This is a genomic window from Shinella granuli (genome assembly GCF_004341885.1).
GTDB classification, from domain to species: domain Bacteria; phylum Pseudomonadota; class Alphaproteobacteria; order Rhizobiales; family Rhizobiaceae; genus Shinella; species Shinella granuli.
Genome location: NZ_SLVX01000003.1, coordinates 56306 through 80148, shown reverse-complemented (window position 1 = coordinate 80148; position 23843 = coordinate 56306). Strand labels below are relative to the sequence as shown.

Sequence of the window (23843 nt, the reverse complement as noted above, 5' to 3'; positions counted from 1 at the left end):
ATGAAGGGCAGCCTCGCCACATCCGCCGTCATCCACTCCCTGGTCCTCACCTGGGCGCTGGTTTCGCTCGGCAGTCCTGAAAGCTTCGACGTTGCCAATGTCGAGGCCTTGCCGGTCGATATCGTGTCGATCGAGGAACTGACGCAGATCCAGCAGGGCGACAAGAAAGCCGAAATGAAGGAAAAGGCGGCGCCTGTTCCGACCAAGAAACAGACGCCGGTCGAGAATGCGGAAAACGCCGGCGAAAACGACGTCGACCTGAAGAACCTGCCGACGCCGGAGGAAAAGCCGCGCGACATCGAGACCGCCGCCGCACCGGAAAAGGCCGAGAAGGTCGTGCAGACGCCGGATACCAAGCCCGTCGAAGAGGTGAAGCAGGAAGAGCCTGCCAGCGAACCCTCGACCGAGGTCGCCGCGCTTCCCGAGACCAGGCAGGAGGTCAAGCCCGACCCGAAGCCCGAGGCGACGCCTTCGGAGGAAAAGCCCGCCGAGGTCGAGGACGCCGAGGCGCTGCCGGACAGGATCCCGCTTCCCGAGATGAAGCCGAAGGTCGAGACGAAGAAGACGGAGACCGCCGAAAAGCCGGCCGAGAAGAAGGTCGAGACGGCGAAGGCCGAGACCGCCAAGACGCCGGACCGCAAGAAGGACCAGAAGAAGAAGCAGGAAAAGGCGAGTTCGCTGAACGACAGCGACTTCAACGCCGACGAGATCTCCGCGCTTCTCAACAAGGAAAAGGCGGCCGGCGGCGGCGCGAAGCGCTCGCAGGAACAGGCCGCGCTCGGCGGCAAGAAGACGACGAGCGGCACGAAGCTGTCCTTGAGCGAGATGGACGCGCTGCGCGGCCAGATCCAGAACAACTGGTCGATCATCCCCGGCCTTGCCGATGCCGCCGACGTGCGCATCAAGGTCACGATGCAGCTAGACCAGAACGGCGACATCATCGGCGAGCCGGAAGTGGTGGCGACGGGCGGTTCGGACACCGCGCGCCGTGCGCTTGCCGGCGGTGCCCGCCGCGCCATCATGAAATCGCGGCCCTTCAAGGGCCTGCCGCCGGAAAAATATGACGCCTGGAGCGAAGTCGTCGTGAACTTCGACCCCAGCCAGATGATGTAAGAACTAGGAAGGCCTAGATTTATGTTCAGACGCACTCTCCTCCGTTTGCTGGTCGTGCTGACCGGCCTTGCGGCCTCCCTGCCGCAGGCCTGGGCGCTCGTGGAAATCAACATCAACAAGGGCAATGTCGAACCGCTGCCGATCGCGGTGACGGATTTCATCGCCGCCGGCGATCTCGGCCAGCGCATCACCGACGTGATTGCGGCGGACCTCAAGCGCTCCGGCCTCTTCGCGCCCATCAACAAGCAGGCCTTCATCGAAAAGATCTCCAACCCCAACCAGGCGCCGCGCTTCGATGACTGGAAGGTCATCAATGCGCAGGCCCTCGTCACGGGCCGCGTGACGCAGGAAGGCGACGGGCGTTTGCGCGCCGAGTTCCGCCTGTGGGACACTTTTGCCGGCAAGCAGATCACCGGCCAGCAGTTCTACACCCAGCCGGAGAACTGGCGCCGCGTCGCGCATATCATCGCCGATGCGATCTATGAGAGCCTGACGGGCGAGAAGGGCTATTTCGACACCCGCATCGTCTATGTCGCCGAAAGCGGCCCGAAGACGGCCCGCAAGCGCCAGCTCGCCATCATGGACCAGGACGGTTTCAACGCGCGTGCGCTCACCAATGCCAACGAGCTGGTCCTGACGCCGCGCTTTTCGCCGAACCGCCAGGAAATCACCTACATGTCCTTCGAGGGCAACCAGCCGCGCGTCTACCTGCTCCAGCTCGAGACGGGGCAGCGCGAGGTGGTCGGCAACTTCCCGGGCATGACCTTCTCGCCGCGCTTCTCGCCGGATGGCCAGAAGGTCATCATGAGCCTGCAGCAGGAAGGCAATTCCAACATCTACACGATGGACCTGCGTTCGCGCACCACGACGCGCCTCACCTCGACGGCGGCGATCGACACCTCGCCGTCCTATTCGCCCGACGGCACGCAGATCGTGTTCGAAAGCGACCGGGGCGGCAGGCCGCAGCTCTACGTGATGGGCGCCGACGGCTCCAACCAGCGCCGCATCTCCTTCGGCGACGGTTCCTACTCCACGCCGGTCTGGTCGCCGCGCGGCGATCTCATCGCCTTCACCAAGCAGTCGGGCGGCAAGTTCTCGATCGGCGTGATGAAGACGGACGGTTCGGGCGAGCGTATCCTCACCTCGGGCTTCCACAATGAAGGCCCGACCTGGGCGCCGAACGGCCGCGTGCTGATGTTCTTCCGCCAGGCGGCCGGGGCCGGCGGCCCGCAGATCTATTCGATCGACCTTTCCGGCTACAACGAGCAGGTCGTCCAGACCAAGGGCTTCGCCTCCGACCCGGCCTGGTCGCCGCTTCTGGAATAGCGACAGATATGAATGAGGCGGGCCTGCCGCGTTCTTGCCGCAAAGTCCTGTAAATCAGGCGCCAGGCGAGACGTGGCAGGCCCGTCTTTGTTTTATGCGAGGGGCCGGGGACGGTCTTACAAGCAATCGTTAACCATAATCGTTGAACGCGGATTAACCGACCGCGGTTACAGTCTGGCAACCCTGATTGAAACCGACGCTTCAACGAACTTGACGCAGAACTGATGCAAGGAGACCGGCTCATGAGCCGCATTCATTCCCCGGCCGCTGGCCGCATGCAGACCATCGCCCGCAACCCGGCAATGATCGCCCTGTTCATGACGCTGGCGCTCGCCGGCTGCGCATCCAAGAAGAACATGCCGAACAATGCTGGCGACCTCGGCCTCAACGGTGGCGCTGGTGCCGCGACGCCGGGCTCGCAGCAGGACTTCACCGTCAATGTCGGCGACCGCATCTTCTTCGACACCGACTCCTCGTCGGTTCGCGCCGATGCCGCCGCGACGCTCGATCGTCAGGCCCAGTGGCTGCAGCGCTACCCGAACTACGCCATCACGATCGAAGGCCATGCCGACGAACGCGGCACGCGTGAATACAACCTCGCGCTCGGCGCACGCCGTGCTGCCGCGACCCGCCAGTACCTCGCTTCGCGCGGCGTTCCGGCGAACCGCATGAAGACGATCTCCTACGGCAAGGAAAAGCCGGTCGCCGTCTGCGACGACATTTCCTGCTGGTCGCAGAACCGCCGCGCCGTCACCGTTCTCGGCGGCGCCGGCATGTAATTCCTTCTCCGGAAGGACCAGGGAAAAGGCGGCCGAGAGGCCGCCTTTCTTTTTTCAACACACTTTGGCCGAACTCCGTTGCTTTTTGAGAGTATTTGGAAAAACTCTTCGGCAGCGCTTCGGCGTACAATGGGACCAACAGGACGAAGATAGATGAAGAAACTTGTCGCGGCAGGCGTTTTCAGTCTCGCAGCGGTAGCAGGCATGGTCGGGCCGATCAGCGCATCGCCGCTTTTCCCGCTTGCGAACGGCTTCCTGCCGGCACAAAGCGAGCGGGCGGAGAAGGGTAATGTGATCCTGGCTCAGGCCATGGATCCGCGCGTCGGGCAACTCGAAGAACAGATCCGCAGCCTCAACGGCCGGATCGAGGAAATGAGCTACCAGCTCCTGCAGATGCAGGAGCAGCTTCGCAAGACGCAGGAAGACAACGAGTATCGCTTCCAGGATCTCGAAAGCGGCAAGAGCGGGGGCTCCGGCAAGAGCGGCGCCCTCGACAAGCCGGTGAACGGCGGGACTGCCGACCAGCAGATCGCCTCGAACAGGGTGCCGGCGGGTGATACCGCCGGGACCGACACGCTTGACCAGAGCACCGGCGGCGGTGCCCTTCCGCAGGAACTCGGCTCGATCCGCTTCGATGAGAACGGCAACCCGATCGGCGCCGACGCCAATCCGGATCTCGACAACCGGAGCGCCTCGATCGGCAACGACAATTCGCTGCCGGGCGTCGAGGATGGCCTGCCGCAGGCCTCGCAGTCGTCTTCCGCCTCGCTCGACAATCCCGACGACCTCTACCAGGTGGCCTATGGCCATGTCCTGTCCGGCGACTACCAGCTTGCCGAACGCGAATTCCGCGACTATCTCGACATCTTCCCGAAGGGCGAGAAGGCGGCAGATGCGAATTTCTGGCTGGGCGAGGCACAGTATTCGCAGGGCAATTTCAACGAGGCGGCAAAGACCTTCCTCAATGCCCACCAGACGTTCAGCAAGTCGAAGAAGGCGCCGGAGATGCTGCTGAAGCTCGGCATGTCGCTCGCCGCGCTCGACAACCGCGAAACCGCCTGCGCCACGCTGCGCGAGGTGAACAAGCGTTATCCCGATGCTTCCAAGGCCGTGAAGAGCAAGGTCTCCTCCGAACAGAGCCGCCTGTCCTGCTGATTGCGGACGGAAGAAACGCCGTGGCCCGCGCGGATGATCCCGCCCTTGAGGCAGCCGGCCGATTTCTGAACAGTTTCAAGCACCCGGCGCATCTGCTGGTCGCCATTTCCGGCGGCAGCGATTCGACCGGGCTGCTCGTGGCCCTCGCCACGCTCTGCGCGACCGGGCGTTTTCCCGGTATCACCCTTTCCGCCTGCACGATCGACCATGATCTGCGCCCCGGCTCGGCCGAAGAGGCCGCCTGGGTCGGCGCACTTTGCGCGCGCCACGGCATAGGGCACAGCATCCGGCGCTGGGAAGGGGTGAAGCCGGTTTCCGGCTTGCAGGCCGCCGCCCGCGCCAAGCGTTATGATCTTCTCGCTGCCGCCGCGGTGGAGATGGGCGCCGATGCCGTTCTTGCGGCCCATACGCGCGACGACCAGAACGAGACGGTGGCGATGCGCGCCGCCCGGTCGGCGGACGGCATCGGCCTTTCCGGGATGGCGGATGCCGTTCTCCTGAACGGTGCGGTCTGGCTGCTGCGGCCGTTCCTCGCCATCGACCGGGCGGCCATCCGCGCTTTCCTTGCTGCGCGGGGCGAAGGCTGGCGCGACGATCCGAGCAACGACAATGCCCGCTTCGAGCGCGTCCGCATCCGGGCGCGTGGCGTTTCGCCTGATCCTGCAGGCGAGGACAGGATGCTGCTTTCCCGCCGCGCCGCCGCCTTCCTTGCCGAAAACGTCCGGGTGGAGGGCGCCTCCTTCGCGCTGGAGCGGGCGGCGATCGATATGCTTCTCACCGATGCTGGCGCCTGGCGCGGCCTGCTGCTGCTGGCGGCGGTTGCGGGCGGGCGGGTCCATGCCCTTGAAACGGCATCGGCCGGGCGCCTGCGAAAATTCCTTGCCAGCGGCACACTGTCGCGGCTGACCGCCGGCCGCGTGGTCTTCGATCGCCGGCGTGACGGCCTTTTCGTCTATCGCGAGTGCCGGGGCATTAAGGCCCTTGCCGTGCCGGCGGGGGCGGCGGCCGTCTGGGACGGGCGATACCGTGTGGTCAACCGCACCGGCCGGACGATCACGGTTTCTGCCGCCGGCAGCGGGGGAGGGCGGGGTGACGGCGCCGGGCTGGGCGGGCCTGCCTTGCGCGCCAGCCGCGCCGCACCATGCCTGGAATTCGAGGACGGGGCGCGCGTGCCCGCCGATCGTGCCGCCATGGAGCCAGTCATCACGCCTTACGCCCGTTTCCTGCCGTATTTCGACCTTCCGCTCGCCAATGCGCTTGCGGGAATTCTCGGCCGCGCGCCGTTTTCGTCTCCGCCGAACGAATGAAGGCGCGCACGAAGGCGTTGTGCTAGAATAGGGATCATGACGACGCCGGGCGGCCGCAGGACCGTCGGTGCCGTTGACGATATTGAGAGAAAAGCCCTGACCCCGTGCGCTTTGCCTTGGCAAGGCCGCATGGCGACCCTATGTTAGGCGACAGAGAAGCGGCCGGGAAATTCCGGCCGGGAAAGTGCCCGGAACGTTCGATGAATCCCAATTTCCGCAACTTCGCCCTGTGGGCGATCATCGCCCTCTTGCTGATCGCGCTGTTCAGCATGTTCCAGACGAGCCCGGCGCAGACCGGCTCGCGGGAAATCCCCTATTCGCAGTTCCTGAAAGAAGTGGACGCGAGCCGGGTGAAGGAAGTCGTCATCACCGGCGAAAAGATCGTCGGCAGCTATGTCGAGACCGGCGCGACCTTCCAGACCTATGCGCCGACCGGCGACAATTCGCTCGTCCAGCGGCTTGAGGCGAAGAACGTCGTCGTCAGCGCGCGGCCGGAGACGGACGGTTCCTCCGGCTTCCTCAGCTATATCGGCACGCTGCTGCCCATGCTTCTGATCCTCGGCGTCTGGCTGTTCTTCATGCGCCAGATGCAGGGCGGCTCGCGCGGCGCGATGGGTTTCGGCAAGTCCAAGGCGAAGCTGCTCACCGAAGCGCATGGCCGTGTCACCTTCGCGGATGTCGCCGGCGTCGACGAAGCCAAGCAGGACCTGGAAGAGATCGTCGAGTTCCTGCGCGATCCGCAGAAGTTCCAGCGCCTTGGCGGACGCATCCCGCGCGGCGTGCTGCTCGTCGGCCCGCCCGGTACCGGTAAGACGCTGCTGGCACGCTCCGTCGCGGGCGAAGCCAACGTGCCCTTCTTCACCATTTCCGGTTCGGACTTCGTCGAGATGTTCGTCGGCGTCGGCGCAAGCCGCGTGCGCGACATGTTCGAGCAGGCCAAGAAGAACGCGCCCTGCATCATCTTCATCGACGAAATCGACGCCGTCGGCCGTCACCGCGGCGCGGGCCTCGGCGGCGGCAATGACGAGCGCGAGCAGACGCTGAACCAGCTTCTCGTCGAGATGGACGGTTTCGAGGCCAATGAAGGCATCATCCTGATCGCCGCGACCAACCGTCCCGACGTTCTCGACCCGGCGCTGCTGCGCCCCGGCCGTTTCGACCGCCAGGTCGTCGTGCCGAACCCGGACATCGTCGGCCGCGAGCGCATCCTCAAGGTGCATGTGCGCAACGTGCCGCTCGCCCCGAATGTCGACCTCAAGATCCTCGCCCGCGGTACGCCCGGCTTTTCCGGCGCCGACCTCATGAACCTCGTCAACGAGGCTGCCCTGATGGCCGCGCGCCGCAACAAGCGCCTCGTCACCATGCAGGAATTCGAGGACGCCAAGGACAAGATCATGATGGGCGCCGAGCGCCGCTCCTCGGCCATGACCGAGGCGGAAAAGAAGCTCACGGCCTATCACGAGGCCGGCCACGCCATCGTCGCGCTCAAGGTACCGCTCGCCGATCCGCTGCACAAGGCGACGATCATTCCGCGCGGCCGTGCTCTCGGCATGGTCATGCAGCTTCCCGAGGGCGACCGCTACTCGATGAGCTACAAGTGGATGGTCTCGCGCCTCGCCATCATGATGGGCGGCCGCGTTGCCGAAGAGATCACCTTCGGCAAGGACAACATCACCTCCGGCGCCTCCTCCGATATCGAGCAGGCGACCAAGCTCGCCCGTGCGATGGTCACCCAATGGGGCTTCTCCGACCAGCTCGGCCAGGTCGCCTATGGCGAGAACCAGCAGGAGGTCTTCCTCGGCCATTCGGTCGCGCAGCAGAAGAACGTCTCCGAGGCGACCGCGCAGAAGATCGACAACGAGATCCGCCGCCTGATCGATGAGGCCTATGCCGAGGCCAAGCGCATCATCACCGAGCAGCACCACGAATTCGTGGCGCTTGCCGAGGGGCTGCTCGAATACGAGACGCTGACGGGCGACGAGATCAAGGCGCTGATCCGCGGCGAGAAACCCGCCCGCGATCTCGGTGACGACACGCCGCCGCACCGCGGCTCCGCCGTGCCGAAGGCCGGTCACAAGAAGGGTGGCGAGCCGGAAGGCGGGCTGGAACCGCAACCGCAATAGGCGACCTTGCCTGTACCCTAACCCGTCATCCTCGGCCTTGAGCCGAGGATTCACAATCGCAATGCGAGAGGCGGGTGGCATGGGGCGGGTCAAGCCCGACCACGGCAAGAAGAGGTTGGGCGGGCTTTCTCAGTACTTTGGCGGCCGGGAAGTCTATCCCGGCCGTTTTCCTTTGGTAACGGACTGTAATGAATTCTGATAGTCGGGTGGCTGTCCTTTGCCGGCTTTTGTGGCAAAGAAAGATGATAGCTCTACGTCGTTTTAAGGATTGGATTACCGGGCGGATTTATCGTTACCCTCTGCCCTGAGATGGACGCGCGGAGCGGCAGAATGCACGCTGAAGCAGTTCCAGCAAAAGCGCGCAGCGGTTTTGCGTCCGGAATTGCGTAGAGACAGGGAGCCAGAGCAGGGTGCAGCGCAATGCGCCGCCCAGGCCGGCGATTTTCAGGAGTGGACATGAAACGTCGTTATTTCGGCACGGACGGCATCCGGGGACAATCCAACATCTTCCCGATGACGCCGGATCTTGCCATGCGGGTCGGCATCGCCGTCGGCACGATCTTCCGCCGCGGCGCGCACCGCCATCGCGTGGTGATCGGCAAGGACACGCGCCTTTCCGGCTACATGCTGGAAAACGCCATGGTGGCGGGTTTCACCGCCGCAGGCATCGATGCCTTCATCCTCGGCCCGATCCCGACCCCCGCCGTCGCCATGCTGACGCGGTCGCTGCGCGCCGATATCGGTGTGATGATCTCCGCCTCGCACAACCCGTTCTACGACAATGGCATCAAGCTCTTCGGTCCCGATGGCTACAAGCTCTCCGACGAGATCGAGATGGAGATCGAGGAGTTGCTCGACAAGGATATCACGGCGCAGCTCGCCAAGTCCGCCGAGATCGGCCGGGCAAAGCGCATCGACGGCGTGCATGACCGCTATATCGAACACGCCAAGCGCACGCTGCCGCGCGACGTAACGCTGAAGGGCCTGCGCGTCGCCATCGACTGCGCGAACGGCGCCGCCTACCGCGTTGCCCCCGCCGCCCTCTGGGAACTCGGCGCCGACGTGGTGACGATCGGCAACGAGCCTGACGGCCTCAACATCAATCTCGACTGTGGCTCGACCCATCCGGAAGCCTTGCAGCGCAAGGTGCACGAGGTGCGCGCCGATATCGGCATCGCGCTCGATGGCGATGCGGACCGCGTGCAGATCGTCGACGAGAACGGCAAGATCATCGACGGCGACCAGCTGATGGCCGTCATCGCCGAAAGCTGGACGGCAGACGGCCTGCTGCGCGGCGGCGGCATCGTCGCGACCGTCATGTCCAATCTCGGCCTTGAACGCTTCCTGTCCGACAAGGGGCTCGGCCTGCAGCGCACCAAGGTCGGCGACCGCTATGTCGTCGAACACATGCGCCAGCACGACTACAATGTCGGCGGCGAGCAGTCCGGTCATATCGTGCTGTCCGATTTCGGTACGACGGGCGACGGTCTTGTCGCCGCGCTCCAGGTGCTCGCCTGCGTCAAGCGCAGCGGCAGGACGGTCAGCGAGGTGTGCAACCGCTTCGAGCCGGTGCCGCAGGTGCTGAAGAACGTGCGCATCAAGGCCGGCCAGCCGCTGGAGGACGCCACGGTGCGCCAGGCGATCGCCGATGCCGAAAGCGAGCTCGCCCGCAACGGCCGTCTCCTCATCCGCCCCTCCGGCACCGAGCCGCTGATCCGCGTCATGGCGGAAGGCGACGACCGGGCGCAGGTGGAGCGCATCGTCGACGAGCTGGTGGACGTTATCGGCGCGGTGCGCAACGCCGCCTGAACGTCTCTGCCCCACATTCATCGAGAGGGCCGAAGCATTGCTTCGGCCTTTTCTTTTGCCGTGAAGTCGCAGCGGAGGCTCTTGTGAAAATCCCGTGGTTTTTATTTGTCGTTTACCGAATTCGTGAACGGCCGTTAACAAATACGGTAAATGTTTGTAGTTAATCGCCCCTTAACCTTTCCTCGCCATTATCCATGCCTGATCGAGGGACTTGGAATCCGGCGTGCCGGCCAACCCAAGCAAAGCCTATTGGAGCAAGGCCATGAGGAAAGTTTTGAGTGGCGTGGTTGCCGTCCTGCTGACGGGCACGTCGGGTTATGCGGCCGATGTCTACCAGCCGGAGGTCATCGAGGCGCCGGTGCAGGAAACCGTCATCGAGACGGGCGGCTGGTATCTGCGCGGTGACATGGGCTGGTCCTACAACAAGATGCGCGGGGCCAGTTTCTACCAGGGGTCGAACGACACCTATCGCAGCTTCGATTCCACGCGCCTGAAGAGCGGCTTCACCATCGGCGGCGGTGTCGGTTACCAGATCAACGATCACTTCCGCACGGACGTGACGCTCGACTACATGTTCAAGTCCAAGTTCAAGGGCTCGACGACGGGCGGCTGCGGCGTTGCCGTGAACTGCACCTCGACCGACGTCTCCTCGCTGACGGCCCTCAGCCTGCTCGCCAATGCCTATGTCGATATCGGCACCTACGGCATCGTCACGCCCTATGTCGGCGCGGGTATCGGCGGTACCTATGTGAACTGGAAGAGCCTCAAGAACACCTCGTGCGAAACCGGCGATCCGACGAACTGCGACCCGACCTTCGATCACCGCGGCCGGAAGAGCTGGCGCTTCACCTATGCGCTGATGGCCGGCGCCTCCGTCGATGTCACCTGCAACCTGAAGGCCGACCTCGGCTACCGTTTCCGCCATGTCACCAAGGGCGACATGTTCGGCTTCAATGCCGGCGGCGGCCCGGGCTACGACAAGGGCTTCTACAGCCACGAGGCACGCGCCGGTCTGCGCTACGCCTTCAACGGCTGCGACCAGCAGGCCTATATCCCGCCGGCCGAAATCCCGATCGAGCAGCCCGTCTACAAATAAGCGGCTTCTCGCCGACCGTCTTGCAAGGCCGCCCTCCGGGCGGCCTTTCGCATTTTCGGACGTGTCGCAATTCCGGTCATTTAACCGTTTCTTCACGCCTTAAGATTTATGGTTAACCAACGGTGTAGGGCAGCGATCTCTTAAGGATATGCAGTCCTGCGCCGGTCACGCAACCGCCGGCCCGTCCGGCCTTGAGGGATCGAGACCATGTTCCGCCGCATTGCACCGCTTGGTATTGCCGTTCTTGCCGGCCTCATCGCGACGAGCGCGACGGCGAGCGATCTCGACATCATCAACGCGCCGGAAATCGACGTGTCCGGCAGCACGGTCGCCGAGGGCTGGTACATCCGCGGCGACCTCGGTTATTCCGGCTGGGTCAAGCACGACAAGCCGAACTACCGGATCGATGCCTTCGGCGCGACCTTCGCGGAAGGCGACTTCGACAATGCCCGCTTCTCCAAGCCCGTCTCCTACGGCGTCGGCATGGGCTATCAGTTCAACAACTTCCTGCGCGCCGACCTGACGACGGATTTCTTCAACGGTTCGCTGAGCGGCAGCACGAGCCTCGATTCGCCCTGCATCGCGGCCCCGGCGGGCACGACCTGCCGCCTCGGCCAGAAGGCGGATTACAGCGCGGCCAATTTCCTCGCGAACGGCTATGTGGATCTCGGAACCTATGCCGGGATCACGCCCTATGTCGGCGCGGGCGCGGGCGTGACCTACATGAAATGGGACAGTTTCCGGACCCAGGCGAACTGCCGGAACGACACGGGATCCTGCGCTGGCGCGACCTTCGACGAGATCCGCGTGAAGGGCGACGACAACTGGCGCTTCACCTATGCGCTGATGGCGGGTGCCGCCATTGACCTCACCGAGCGCGTCAAGCTGGACCTCGGCTACCGCTTCTCCGATATGGCGGGCGGCAAGGCCTTCGGCGGCAGCGCCGAGGTACCCGGTGTCGGTACGGTCAGGGTCAAGGGGCATGACGAGGGGTTCCAGAAGCACGAATTCCGCGCCGGTATCCGCGTTTCCACCTGGTAAAACCTTCATCCTTTGCTTGTGCGGCGGCGCGTCGGGAAACCGGCGCGCCGTTTCCGTTGCGCCGCATTATTTTTCGTTCGCGACATAATCCGCTTGACTTCAAAATGGCTCTTCCATATTCACGGCGGCGGGACACTCCTCCCCAACGAGGAGCTATCTATCTGGAAGGATAGCGATCATGACGAAGACCGTCACGCCGCCGGACGTACGTCCGAACAATACCCATTTCTCTTCTGGCCCTTGCTCGAAGCGCCCCGATTGGTCGCTCGAAGCGCTTTCCGATGCCGCGCTCGGTCGTTCGCACCGCGCCAAGATCGGCAAGGCCAAGCTCAAGCAGGCCATCGATCTCACCCGAGACGTCCTGGAAGTGCCGGCGGATTACCGCATCGGCATCGTGCCGGCCTCCGATACCGGCGCCGTCGAGATGGCGCTGTGGTCGCTGCTCGGGCCCCGCGGCGTCGACATGGTCGCCTGGGAAAGCTTTGGCTCGGGCTGGGTTTCCGATGTCGTGAAGGAGCTGAAGCTCCCCGATACCCGTAAAATTACGGCTGACTACGGCCTGCTGCCCGACCTTTCCACGATCGATTTCGACCGTGACGTGGTCTTCACCTGGAACGGCACCACCTCGGGCGTCCGCGTCCCGAACGCCGATTTCATCCCGGCGGACCGCCAGGGCCTGACCATTTGCGATGCGACCTCGGCCGCCTTCGCGCAAAACCTCGACTTTGCGAAACTCGATGTCGTCACCTTCTCCTGGCAGAAGGTTCTGGGCGGCGAGGGCGCGCATGGCGTCATCATCCTGTCGCCCCGCGCCGTCGAACGGCTTGAAAGCTATACGCCGGCCTGGCCGATGCCAAAGATCTTCCGCATGACCAAGGGCGGCAAAGTCATCGAAGGCATCTTCCAGGGCGAGACGATCAACACGCCCTCGATGCTCTGCGTCGAAGATTATATCGATGCGCTCAACTGGGCCAAGCAGGTCGGCGGCCTCAAGGGGCTGATGGCCCGCGCCGACGCCAATGCCAAGGTGATCTTCGACTTCGTCGAGGCGAACGACTGGATCGCCAACCTCGCCAAGGACCCGGCAACGCGCTCCAACACCTCCGTCTGCCTGACGATCGCGGACAAGGACGTGCTGGCGCTCGATGCGGATGCTCAGGGAGCCTTTGCCAAGGGCCTCGTCGCGCTCCTCGACAAGCAGGGTGTCGCCTTTGATATCGGCGCCTACCGCGATGCCCCGTCGGGCCTGCGCATCTGGGCCGGCGCCACCATCGACACCGCCGATCTCGAAGCGCTGATGCCCTGGCTGACCTGGGCTTTCGAGACCCAGAAGGCGACGCTTGCCAAGGCTGCGGCCTGATTTTGCGACTGGCTTCGTCCCAAGGGCGAAGCCACCTTGATCTCATCTTCCCGGACCTATTGAAGGAGGCCTCCCATGGCACCTCGCGTACTCGTATCCGACGAACTGTCGGAAACCGCCGTCCAGATCTTTCGCGATCGCGGCGTCGACGTCGATTTCCAGCCGCAGCTCGGCAAGGACAAGGACAAGCTCGCCGAGATCATCGGCAATTATGACGGCCTTGCCATCCGCTCCGCCACCAAGGCGACGGAAAAGCTGATCGCGGCGGCGACCAATCTCAAGGTCATCGGCCGCGCCGGCATCGGCGTCGACAATGTCGATATCCCGGCCGCCTCGCGCCGCGGCATCATCGTCATGAACACGCCCTTCGGCAACTCGATCACCACGGCCGAACACGCCATCGCGCTGATGTTCGCCGTCGCCCGCCAGCTTCCGGCCGCCGACACCTCCACGCAGGCCGGCAAGTGGGAGAAGTCGAAGTTCATGGGCGTCGAGATCACCGGCAAGACGCTCGGCGTCATCGGCGCGGGCAATATCGGCTCCATCGTCTGCTCGCGCGCCATCGGCCTGAAGATGCATGTCGTCGCCTATGACCCGTTCCTCTCCAAGGAGCGCGCCGAGGAAATGGGCGTGAAGAAGGTCGAACTCGACGAACTGTTCGCCGAAGCCGATTTCATCACCATGCACGTGCCGCTGACGGACAAGACCCGCAACATCATCGATGCGGCGGCGATCGCCAAGATGAAGGACGGCGTGCGCATCGTGAACTGCGCCCGCGGCGGCCTCGTCGTCGAGGCCGATCTGGCCGAAGCGCTGAAGTCCGGCAAGGTCGCCGGCGCCGGCTTCGACGTCTTCGAGGTCGAGCCCGCCAAGGAAAGCCCGCTCTTCGGCCTGCCGAACGTCGTCTGCACGCCGCATCTCGGCGCCTCCACCACGGAAGCGCAGGAGAACGTCGCCCTGCAGGTCGCCGAGCAGATGTCGGACTACCTCGTCAAGGGTGCCGTTTCGAACGCCATCAACATGCCGTCGATCACGGCGGAAGAGGCGCCGATCCTGAAGCCGTTCATCCGCCTTGCGGACGTGCTCGGCGCCTTCGTCGGCCAGGTCACGGAAAGCGCGATCAAGGAAATCGAGATCCTTTATGACGGCGTGACCGCGACGATGAACACCAAGGCGCTGACCAGCGCCGCGCTCGCCGGCCTCATCCGCACGCAGGTCGCCGACGTCAACATGGTCTCGGCGCCGATCATGATCAAGGAAAAGGGCATCATCCTCTCCGAGGTCAAGCGCGACAAGTCGGGCGTCTTCGACGGCTATATCCGCCTGACGGTGACGACCGCCAACCAGACCCGCTCGATCGCCGGCACGGTGTTCTCCGACGGCAAGCCGCGCTTCATCCAGATCAAGGGCATCAACCTCGACGCCGATGTTGGCAGCCACATGGTCTACATCACCAATACCGACGTTCCCGGCATGATCGGCTTCATCGGCACGACGCTGGGCGAGGGCGGCGTTAATATCGCCAACTTCCAGCTCGGCCGCGACAAGCAGGGCGGTGACGCCATCGCGCTGCTCTATGTCGACGCCGCCGTGTCGGAGGACGTCCTGAACAAGCTGCGTACCAACCCGGCGATCCGCCAGGTGAAGTCGCTGGTCTTCAACGTCGACTGATCGTCGTCCTCCCAAGACGAACAGAAAGGCCCGCCGGATCGCTCCGGCGGGCCTTTTCGTTGGTGTGTGCCGTTGGGGATCAGGCGGCGCGGCGCATCTCGCCGCGGCCCGAGCCGGTCAACTGGAAGTGGGCGATGCGGCCGGCGAGCTGGCCGCTTTCCTGCGCCAGCGTCTGGCTGGCGGCCGAGGTTTCTTCCACCATGGCGGCGTTCTGCTGGGTCATCTGGTCCATCTGGTTGACGGCCGTGTTGATTTCCCGAAGCCCGACGGCCTGCTCCTGCGCGGCGGTGGCGATGGCGACGATGCGCTCGTTGATATCGTTGACGCGGCGTTCGATATCGCTGAGCGAGCTGCCGGTTTCCTCGACGAGGTTGACGCCGGCCGAAACCTCCGTCGTGGAGGCATTGATCAGCGCCTTGATCTCCTTGGCGGCATTGGCCGAACGCTGGGCGAGCTCACGCACTTCCTGGGCGACGACGGCAAACCCCTTGCCGGCTTCGCCTGCGCGGGCCGCTTCCACGCCGGCGTTGAGGGCCAGGAGGTTCGTCTGGAAGGCGATGTCGTCAATGACGCCGATGATCTCGCCGATCTTGGAGGAGGAGTGCTCGATGCGGCCCATCGCGTCGATCGCGTTGCGCACGACTTCGCTCGACCTGGCGGCGCCGGCGCGGGCTTCGGAAACCATGCGCTTGGCCTCTTCTGCACGCGAGGTGGAGTTCTGTACGGCGGCGGTGATCTCGTCGAGTGCGGCGGCGGTCTCCTCCAGCGAGGCGGCCTGCTGCTCGGTGCGCTGCGAGAGGTCGTTGGCCGCGCGGCTGATCTCGCCGGCGCTGCCGTTGACGACGGCGGTCGATTCCGCGATGGCCGCAATGGTGGACTTCAGGGCATCCACGGCGCCGTTGAAATCGCGGCGGAGCTTTTCATAATCGCGGCCGAGATCCGGCACCTCGACGGTGAGGTCGCCCTGGGCAAGGCGTTCCAGCGCCGAGCCGATGGTTTCGACGACACGCGACTGGCTGCGGGCAACGGCGGCCTGGCGCTCCTCGTTGGCGCTGCGCTCGCCGTCGAGCAGGCCCTGCTGCTCGCGCTGGCGGATTTCCAGTTCGTTGCGCTCGATGACGGAATTGCGCAGCAGGACGAGCGCATCGGCCATGTTGCCGATCTCATCCTTGCGATCGGTGTCCGGCACGGTCGAGTGTGTTTCGTTGCGCGAGACTTCCAGCATCACGTCCTTCAGCCGGTTGATCGGGCGGCTGATCGAGCGGCCGATGGCGAGCGCGGCAAGAAGCGTCGCGATGCCGGCAAGCAGCGTGATGGCGATCGTCGTCGTCAGCGAGGCGTAATACTTGGCGGCAAGGTCGTCGGCATAGACGCCGGTGCCGATGCCCCAACCCCAGGGCTTGAAGCCCTGGATATAGGAGAACTTCTCGACCGGCTGGCTCTGACCCGGCTTGTCCCAGTAATAGTCGACGAAGCCGCTGCCGGGGTTCTGGGAGAGCTGGATCAGCTCGATGTTGAAGGCCTTGCCGTGCGTGTCCTTCAGGCCGCGCACATCAGTGCCGATCAGCTTGGCGTTCAGCGGATGGGCGACCATCATGCCGTCGAAGGAATTGATGAAGAAGTAGCCGCCTTCACCGAAGCGCATGGCCATGACGTCGGCGATGGCCCGCGTCTTGGCTTCCTCCTCGGAAAGCGCGCCGTCCCTGGCGAGCTTCTCGTAGGAGGCGATGACGGAGATGGCGGATTCCGTGACGTTGCGCAGCATCTGGCGGCGCTCGTCGTTCACCTCCTCGTTGGCGGCCTGTGTCTTGTAGATCATGGCGGCGGCCATGAAGAACAGCGCCATGGCGGTGAGCAGATAGATGCGGGTGGAAATACGAATGTTTTTCACGATTTGAAACTCGAAAAGACCCATGTTGCCAGCGACTGCAACATCAAAAATCTAAACAAGACTTAAGCGTCCATCCGAGTTTTAGGGGTTAACCTTCTGAGAATACAGGTTCTTGCGGGTGATTTCTTGCATCTGTCAGGTGTTTTTCTCTTTCGGCCGTCCCCATTCGGCAATCGCGATGCCGCCGAGCACGAGAAGAAGCGCGAAGATGTGGAACACATGCATGGTTTCGCCGACCAGCACCACGGACAGGATGGTGCCGAAGACCGGGATGGCATTGATGAAGAGGCCGGCCCGGTTGGCGCCGATCATCTCGACGCCGCGCACATAGAGCACCTGCGAAAGCAGGGAAGGAAAGATGCCGGCATAAAGCACGACGGCCCAGCCGGTCGTATCCGGAAAGATGGCGGCGCCGCGCGACAGTTCCCAGAAGAACAGGGGGATAGCGCTGAGGAGCGCGCCGAAGGCGGGCGCCGCGATGAAGCTCTGCCAGTGCATTTCCGGCTTCCAGCGCAGCGAGACCGTATAGGCGGCATAGACGATGCAGGCGCCGAGCATCAGCGCGTCGCCGACGTTGAACTCGAGCTCGGCCAATGCCGAGAATTCGCCATGAGCGGCTGTTACAAGAACGCCGACCAGCGTGACGGTGAAGCCGAGAACCTGTGCGGCCGAGGCCTGGATGCGGAACAGCAGGAAGTTGAAGACGAAGATCAGCATGGGGATGCCGGCCTGCTCGATGACGGCGTTGATGGCGCTGGTGTAGCCGAGCGCCGTATAGAGCAGGGCGTTGAAGGCGGTGAAGCCGAAGACGCCGTAGAGCAGCAACTGCAGCCAGTGCCGGCGGATCATCGGCCAGTCGCGCTTCACCTGCGGCAGCATGAGGATCAGGATGATGCTGAGCGCGACGATCCAGCGGAAGGTGGTCAGCACCATCGGGCTGACATGGCCGACGGCAAGTTTGCCGGCCACCGAGTTCGCGCCCCAGAAAAGCGAGGTGACGCACAGGTAGAAATAGGCTCTGCTGTTCAAGGTGGCTGGGTCCGGTGGGTGGAAGGGTGCGCGCGGGGTGCGCCGGCAGGTGGCTCACATAAGGCGAAAAAGCGCGAGATGTCATGCAAAAAGCGGATTGCGGCCGTCATAACAGGGTCGCATTCCCAAAGACAACACAGTATAGATGCGCGGGTTTGTGTCAGGCGCGCGCGCATGTGCGCGTAACAGCAAGGCGCTCGCGCGCGAAAACGGGAAAGATGAAATGACGAACGTCGTGGTGGTCGGATCTCAATGGGGTGACGAAGGCAAGGGCAAGATTGTCGACTGGCTTTCCGAACGCGCGGACGTCATCGTCCGCTATCAGGGCGGCCACAATGCAGGTCATACGCTGGTTATCGATGGCGTCAGCTACAAGCTGGCTCTGCTTCCGTCCGGCCTCGTGCGCGGCAAGCTCAGCGTCATCGGCAACGGCGTCGTCGTCGATCCCCACCATTTCGTTGCCGAAATCGAGAAACTGCGCGGCCAGGGCGTGAACGTCACGCCGGAGATCCTGCGCATCGCCGACAATGCGCCGCTCATCCTGTCCCTCCACCGTGACCTCGACGGGTTCCGGGAAGATGCCGCCTCCAACAGCGGCACGAAGATCGGCACGACACGGCGCGGCATCGGCCCCGCCTATGAAGACAAGGTCGGCCGTCGCGCCATCCGCGTCATCGACCTTGCCGACAAGGAGGCGCTGCCGGCAAAGATCGATCGGCTGCTGACCCATCACAATGCGCTGCGGCGCGGCCTCGACCTGCCGGAAATCTCTGTGGAATCGGTCGAGAAGGAACTCATGGACGTCGCCGACCGGGTGCTGCCCTATGTCGATCAGGTCTGGCGCATCCTCGACGACCAGCGCAAGGCCGGTGCCCGCATCCTCTTCGAAGGGGCGCAGGGCGCGTTGCTCGACAATGACCACGGTACCTATCCCTTCGTGACGTCGTCGAACACGGTCGCCGGCCAGGCCGCCGCCGGGTCCGGCCTCGGCCCGACGGCGATCGGTTACGTCCTCGGCATCACCAAGGCCTACACGACGCGCGTCGGCGAGGGGCCGTTCCCGTGCGAGCTCGATGACGAGATCGGCAGGCATCTGTCGACCGTCGGCCGCGAAGTCGGCGTCAATACCGGCCGTCCGCGCCGCTGTGGCTGGTTCGATTCGGTTCTGGTCCGCCAGACCGTGAAGACCTCGGGCATCACCGGCATCGCGCTCACCAAGCTGGATGTTCTCGATGGTCTGGATGAGCTGAAGATCTGCGTCGCCTACAAGCTCGACGGCCGGGAAATCGATTATCTCCCGGCCAATCAGGCAGACCAGGCGCGCGTCGAGCCGGTCTACATCACGCTCGAAGGCTGGAAGCAGTCAACGGTCGGCGCGCGTAGCTGGGCGGATCTGCCGGCCCAGGCGATCAAATATGTACGTCAGGTCGAAGAGCTGATCGGCGCCCCGGTCGCCCTGCTTTCGACCAGTCCGGAGCGGGACGACACCATACTTGTGACCGACCCGTTTGAGGACTAATCTCAAGCTCAACACCAGTTCCGTGACGTATTCCAATGAGATAGCGAGCGGACACGACGGAAAGTTCTGATGGCGGATTTTGTAGCAGTCATTCGAAGGGCCGTGGATGGCCTCTCGGACAACAATGCCGAGATGCGGCAGAAGGTTTACGAGAAGGCCCGCGGCGCCGTCCGCCGGCAGCTCGAATCCATGAACCCGCGCCCTTCCGATGACCTTGTGAAGCGCCAGCTCGACAAGCTCGAGGCGGCGATCAACAGCGTCGAGACCGACCATGCCGAGGCGCTGCCCGCCGAGGATATCGCGCCGGAACCCGTCGAAGAGGTGTTGCAGCCGGAGCCGGTGGCGGAGGAACCTGCTGCCGTTTCCGAGCCCGAGGCGGCGGCCGCTGAGCCGGAGGCCGAGCCGGCGCATCATGAGGAGCCGGTCGCCGAGCCTGTAGAAGAGTCCTACGAGGAGGTCCGGCCGGCCGAGGAAGAGCTGCCGGTCGCCGAAACGCCGGTGGAGGAGGCCGAGCCGGCCTACGTCGCCGCCGAGCATCCTGACCCCGTCGCCGAGGCGCCCGTCCAGGAGGACGAGCAGCCGTCCGTCGCCGAGGCACATAACAAGCCCTCCTGGCATGTCGAGGCCGCGCCGGCCGACGAATACGTTCCCTCCTGGCAGGAGCCGGCGCGGGAAGCCGAGCCTCAGGCCGAAGCGGAAGAGGCGGTTGCTACAACGGAAGAGGCGGTTGCGGCCGTCGAGCCGCAGGCGCAGACCTATCCGGTGCATGACGAGCAGGCGCCGGTGGCCGATGCCCGCATGCCTTCGGCCGAAGCCCAGTGGAACTGGAACGCGGCAAGCCCTGCCGACGTGATCGCGGAAAACCGCGCCCAGCCGGAAGAGACCGCCGCCGAGCCGCTCGCCTGGGACTGGCCGGAGGAGAAGGCCGCGCAGCCGGCGGTGACGCCGGAGCAGGCGACGTCCTCCTCCCGCGACTGGGGCGATCTCGACGAACTTCTCGGTCACAGCCCGAAGACGGACGCGGCGCCGGCCGGCGCGGCCGCCATGGCGGAAGCGGGACTGGCCGATGCGACGCCGTCTACGCCCGTCGTGGAAACGGCCCGCGCGCCGCAACGCTCCTTCCGCGCCGAGCCGCGCAAGTCGCGCATCAATGTCGCGGCGCTTGCGGCCGTGGTGGCTCTGGTCGCCATCGTCGGCGGCGCGGGCGCCGCCTACTGGCTCAACCGCGAGACGGTGAACGGCTGGGTCAACGAACGCATCGCCGCGTTCACCGCGCCCTCCACCGAAACGCCGGCCGAAACCCGGCAGACGAACGAAACCGCCGAAGGCGGCCGCAATCTGCCGGCGAGCACCACGTCGGGCGAGACCGCCCAGACGCCGGACGCTGCCGGCGGCACGACGGCGAACACCGAGGTTGCGGTAGCGACCCCGAGCGGCAACGGCAAGTTCACGCAGCGCCTCCTGACGGACGGCACCGAAGTGGACGAAGGCCCGGCTGCCGCGCTCGACGGTACGGCGCCGGAGGAGGGCAAGTCGGTCGCCGCCCAGACGCCGGAAACGGCTGGCGGCACGACGGAAGACAGCGCTGCCGGCACGACGACGGGCGAGGCGACCCCGGACGGCACGGCGGGGACCCCCGCCGGCACGGGCGAGGCCACGACGACCGAGGGCGGCACGCCCGCCGCAACCGGCGAGCAGCCGGCGATCGGGGTGACGCAGAAGATGTTCCTCTACGAGGAGCGTCTCGGCCAGACCGCACCGACGGCGATCGAAGGCACGGTGGCCTGGTCGAGCGCGGAAGAATCGCCGGGCGGCGATGCCAAGGACGAGCCGGTGGTGCGTGCGCAGGTCAACGTGCCCTCCAAGGGCCTGACGGCGCTGATCACCTTCCGCCGCAACGGCGACCGCTCGCTGCCGGCAAGCCATCTGGTGGAGCTCGTCTTCTCGCTGCCGGAGAATTTCGAGGGCGGCGGCATCGAAAGCGTGCAGCGCGTCGCCATGAAGCGCACCGAGCAGGATCGCGGGGAGGCGCTGATCGCCGTGCCGGCAAAGATCACCGACGACTTCCACATGATCGCCCTCAACGACTTCCCGGAAGCGATCGCCAAGAACACCGACCTCCTGCGCACGCGCAGTTGGATCGACATCCCGATCACCTACCGCAACGGCCGCCGTGCGCTGATCACCCTCGACAAGGGCACCGCCGGCGCGGAAGCCTTCGACACGGTGATGAAGGCCTGGGCAACGCTCGGCACGCCGGGCCAGTAAAAAGCTCCGCAAAACAAAGGCCCGGCATCGCTGCCGGGCCTTTGTTTATCGACAAACCTTTTCCAAACCCTCGACGTCGTCTTCGGCCTTGAGCCGAAGCTCCATCCGGCGTGGATGGAGCTGGCCGTTCTGCCAGCCTCCGTCGCCTGCTATCAGGCGTCTTCGATGACGCGCACCGCATGGGCCTGTTCGGCCGCGTATTTCTGCACGGCTTCCTGCACCTTCTCGAAGGCGCGGACCTCGATCTGGCGGACGCGCTCGCGGCTGATGTCGAACTCTGCGGAGAGCTCTTCCAGCGTCACCGGGTCTTCCGCGAGGCGACGGGCCTCGAAGATGCGGCGCTCGCGCTCGTTGAGGACGCCCATGGCGCGCGCCAGCATGGCCCGGCGGGTGTCCAGCTCGTCCTGCTCGATCAGCGTCTGTTCCTGGCTGTCGTGGTCGTCGACGAGCCAATCCTGCCACTGGCCGGATTCGCCCTCGCCGGCCTTGATCGGCGCGTTGAGCGAGGCGTCGCCGGTGAGGCGACGGTTCATCGAAACGACTTCCTCTTCCGAGACCTTCAGCTTGGTGGCGATTTCCTTCACCTGGTCGGGCTTCAGGTCACCGTCGTCGATCGCCTGGATCTTGCCCTTCATGCGGCGCAGGTTGAAGAACAGCCGTTTCTGGTTGGCGGTCGTGCCCATCTTTACCAGCGACCACGAGCGCAGGATATATTCCTGGATCGAGGCCTTGATCCACCACATGGCATAGGTGGCAAGGCGGAAGCCGCGTTCCGGGTCGAATTTCTTCACGGCCTGCATGAGGCCGACATTGCCCTCGGAGACGACTTCGCCGATCGGCAGGCCGTAGCCGCGATAGCCCATGGCGATCTTCGCCACGAGACGAAGGTGGCTCGTCACGAGCTGATGGGCGGCGTTGCGGTCGCCGTGCTCCTGGTAACGCTTGGCGAGCATGTATTCCTGCTGCGGCTCAAGCATCGGAAATTTGCGGATTTCATCGAGATAGCGGTTGAGACCACCTTCTCCGGCTGTAATAGACGGCAGCGTATTGCGGGCCATTCAGCACCCCTTTCTGAGACGGCTTCCATTCCGGCAAGCCTTGGTACGGAGCCTGATCCTGGTAACCGGATCCCCGTCAGCAACCATGCTCCCCGTGGGTCATGGCGACCCCACTGATCCTACAGATAGGTGTGGCGAAACAATGTTTCAAGGCTCCGCAAGCTTCACGGCTGCGTGAAGGCGGGACGGGCGGAACGGATTTTGCGACACATCCCCAAAGTGGGGTGTTTCGCCTGAGAATCAAGGGGTAGCGTCTTTCTAGACGGCGCGCAGTGCCGCGAGCAGCCGTTCCAAATCCGCCGGTGGCGGGGCCTCGAAATGCAGGGTCTCGCCCGTGGAGGGATGCTCGAACTGCAGCAGGAAGGCATGCAGCGCCTGGCGGTGGAACCCGTTCACCACGGCGCGCGCCTCGTCCGGCAGGCGGTTGGCCTTGGTCTTGAAGGCGCCGCCATATTCCGGATCGCCGATCAGGGGATGGCCGATATGGGCCATGTGCACGCGGATCTGGTGCGTGCGGCCGGTTTCGAGGTGACACTCGACGAGGGAGGCAAGGCTGGTGCCCTCCTCGGTCTCACCATAGCGCTCGACCACTTCGTAGTGGGTGATCGCCTCGCGGGCGTCGTCGGCGTCCTCGCGCTTCACCGCGCGCTTGGTGCGGTCTGTGCTGCGGCCGAGCGGGGCGTCGATCGTGCCCCTGAGCTGGCGGGGGCGGCCCCAGACGACGGCCTGGTAGGCGCGTTCCAGCGGGCCGGTGCGGCCGTGGTCGGCGAACTGGTCGGAGAGATGGCGGTGCGCGGCGTCGTTCTTGGCGGCGACCATGACGCCGCTCGTCTCCTTGTCGAGCCGGTGCACGATGCCCGGGCGCCGCACGCCGCCGATGCCGGAAAGGCTCGTCCCGCAATGGTGGATGAGCGCATTGACCAGCGTGCCGGTCCAGTTGCCGGCGCCGGGATGGACGACGAGGCCGGCCGGCTTGCAGATGACGATCAGGTCGTCGTCCTCGTAGAGCACGTCGAGCGGGATGTCCTCGGCCTTCGGTTCGGGGTCGCGCGGCTCCGGCAGAGCGATCTCGACATGGTCGCCAGGGTGGATCTTGCGCTTCGGCTCGCCGATGGCCGCGCCGTTGACGCGCACGGCCCCTTCCTCGATCAGCGCCTTGATGCGGCTGCGCGAGAAATCGCCGGCAAGCGTGGCGGCGAGCCAGGCGTCGATGCGCCCTTCGGCCTCTTCCGGCACCGTCAGGACTTTTCTTGTGGCGTCGGCTTCTTTAAAGGGGTCGGTCATCGTTCACTATACTC

The 23843-nt window shown here is 64.7% G+C and carries 17 protein-coding genes and 1 pseudogene; 13 read left to right on the top strand and 5 right to left on the bottom strand.

The window, feature by feature from the left end:
- The 6 genes from EV665_RS06540 (at position 1) to ftsH (ending at position 7803) form a co-directional block, all read left to right on the top strand.
- The gene (locus tag EV665_RS06540; RefSeq protein ID WP_064331115.1) at positions 1–1113 is read left to right on the top strand and encodes a cell envelope integrity TolA family protein; all 1113 of its coding nucleotides are present in this window, start codon (positions 1–3) and stop codon (positions 1111–1113) included.
- Positions 1114–1134: 21 nt separating this feature from the next.
- Positions 1135–2439, top strand: coding sequence for a Tol-Pal system beta propeller repeat protein TolB (gene tolB / locus EV665_RS06535; RefSeq protein ID WP_133033497.1), 1305 nt, complete (start codon positions 1135–1137; stop codon positions 2437–2439).
- A gap of 242 nt (positions 2440–2681) precedes the next feature.
- Positions 2682–3218 (top strand): peptidoglycan-associated lipoprotein Pal, encoded by a 537-nt coding sequence (pal, locus tag EV665_RS06530; protein ID WP_064331113.1) that lies wholly within the window; start codon positions 2682–2684, stop codon positions 3216–3218.
- A 153-nt stretch (positions 3219–3371) separates the two neighbouring features.
- Positions 3372–4373 (top strand): tol-pal system protein YbgF, encoded by a 1002-nt coding sequence (gene ybgF / locus EV665_RS06525; RefSeq protein WP_133033496.1) that lies wholly within the window; start codon positions 3372–3374, stop codon positions 4371–4373.
- Positions 4374–4393: 20 nt separating this feature from the next.
- On the top strand, positions 4394–5680 hold the full coding sequence (tilS, locus tag EV665_RS06520) for a tRNA lysidine(34) synthetase TilS (protein WP_133033495.1): 1287 nt from the start codon (positions 4394–4396) through the stop codon (positions 5678–5680).
- A 200-nt stretch (positions 5681–5880) separates the two neighbouring features.
- The gene (ftsH, locus tag EV665_RS06515) at positions 5881–7803 is read left to right on the top strand and encodes an ATP-dependent zinc metalloprotease FtsH (protein ID WP_064331111.1); all 1923 of its coding nucleotides are present in this window, start codon (positions 5881–5883) and stop codon (positions 7801–7803) included.
- Between the two features lie 272 nt (positions 7804–8075).
- On the opposite strand, the pseudogene EV665_RS33165 reads toward ftsH, so the two are convergent.
- Positions 8076–8261 (bottom strand): annotated as a pseudogene (locus EV665_RS33165) (hypothetical protein); the annotation flags it as partial.
- Between EV665_RS33165 and glmM the strand changes: the two are divergent.
- From glmM to serA, 5 genes are all read left to right on the top strand, one after another.
- The gene (gene glmM / locus EV665_RS06505; protein ID WP_133033493.1) at positions 8260–9612 is read left to right on the top strand and encodes a phosphoglucosamine mutase; all 1353 of its coding nucleotides are present in this window, start codon (positions 8260–8262) and stop codon (positions 9610–9612) included. The pseudogene EV665_RS33165 and the gene glmM overlap by 2 nt on opposite strands.
- 262 nt (positions 9613–9874) lie before the next feature.
- A complete protein-coding gene (locus EV665_RS06500; RefSeq protein ID WP_064332633.1) occupies positions 9875–10708 on the top strand; it encodes an outer membrane protein in 834 nt (277 codons plus the stop codon).
- 207 nt (positions 10709–10915) lie between these two features.
- Positions 10916–11749: an outer membrane protein gene (locus tag EV665_RS06495; protein ID WP_064331109.1), complete on the top strand. Its 834-nt coding sequence runs from the start codon at positions 10916–10918 to the stop codon at positions 11747–11749.
- Positions 11750–11927: 178 nt separating this feature from the next.
- Positions 11928–13109 (top strand): phosphoserine transaminase, encoded by a 1182-nt coding sequence (locus tag EV665_RS06490; protein ID WP_133033492.1) that lies wholly within the window; start codon positions 11928–11930, stop codon positions 13107–13109.
- 75 nt (positions 13110–13184) lie between these two features.
- Entirely contained in the window at positions 13185–14780 is a 1596-nt protein-coding gene (gene serA / locus EV665_RS06485) for a phosphoglycerate dehydrogenase (protein WP_064331107.1), read from the top strand.
- A 79-nt stretch (positions 14781–14859) separates the two neighbouring features.
- Here the strand turns inward: serA and EV665_RS06480 are convergent, their stop codons facing one another.
- The gene (locus tag EV665_RS06480) at positions 14860–16671 is read right to left on the bottom strand and encodes a methyl-accepting chemotaxis protein (RefSeq protein ID WP_133033491.1); all 1812 of its coding nucleotides are present in this window, start codon (positions 16669–16671) and stop codon (positions 14860–14862) included.
- 135 nt (positions 16672–16806) lie between these two features.
- On the bottom strand, positions 16807–17700 hold the full coding sequence (locus tag EV665_RS06475; RefSeq protein WP_133033490.1) for a DMT family transporter: 894 nt from the start codon (positions 17698–17700) through the stop codon (positions 16807–16809).
- Positions 17701–17923: 223 nt separating this feature from the next.
- Here EV665_RS06475 and EV665_RS06470 point away from each other — a divergent pair, with 223 nt between their 5' ends.
- Both EV665_RS06470 and EV665_RS06465 read left to right on the top strand, forming a co-directional pair.
- Complete coding sequence (locus EV665_RS06470; protein WP_064331105.1) at positions 17924–19219, top strand: adenylosuccinate synthase; 1296 nt, start codon at positions 17924–17926, stop codon at positions 19217–19219.
- Positions 19220–19288: 69 nt separating this feature from the next.
- Positions 19289–21487 carry a hypothetical protein gene (locus tag EV665_RS06465; RefSeq protein WP_133033489.1) on the top strand — a complete coding sequence of 733 codons (2199 nt, stop codon included), beginning with the start codon at positions 19289–19291 and terminating at the stop codon, positions 21485–21487.
- A 152-nt stretch (positions 21488–21639) separates the two neighbouring features.
- Here EV665_RS06465 and rpoH read toward each other — a convergent pair whose 3' ends face one another.
- Entirely contained in the window at positions 21640–22545 is a 906-nt protein-coding gene (gene rpoH / locus EV665_RS06460; protein WP_133033488.1) for an RNA polymerase sigma factor RpoH, read from the bottom strand.
- A gap of 258 nt (positions 22546–22803) precedes the next feature.
- On the bottom strand, positions 22804–23829 hold the full coding sequence (locus EV665_RS06455) for an RluA family pseudouridine synthase (protein WP_133033487.1): 1026 nt from the start codon (positions 23827–23829) through the stop codon (positions 22804–22806).
- Positions 23830–23843 lie beyond the last annotated feature (14 nt).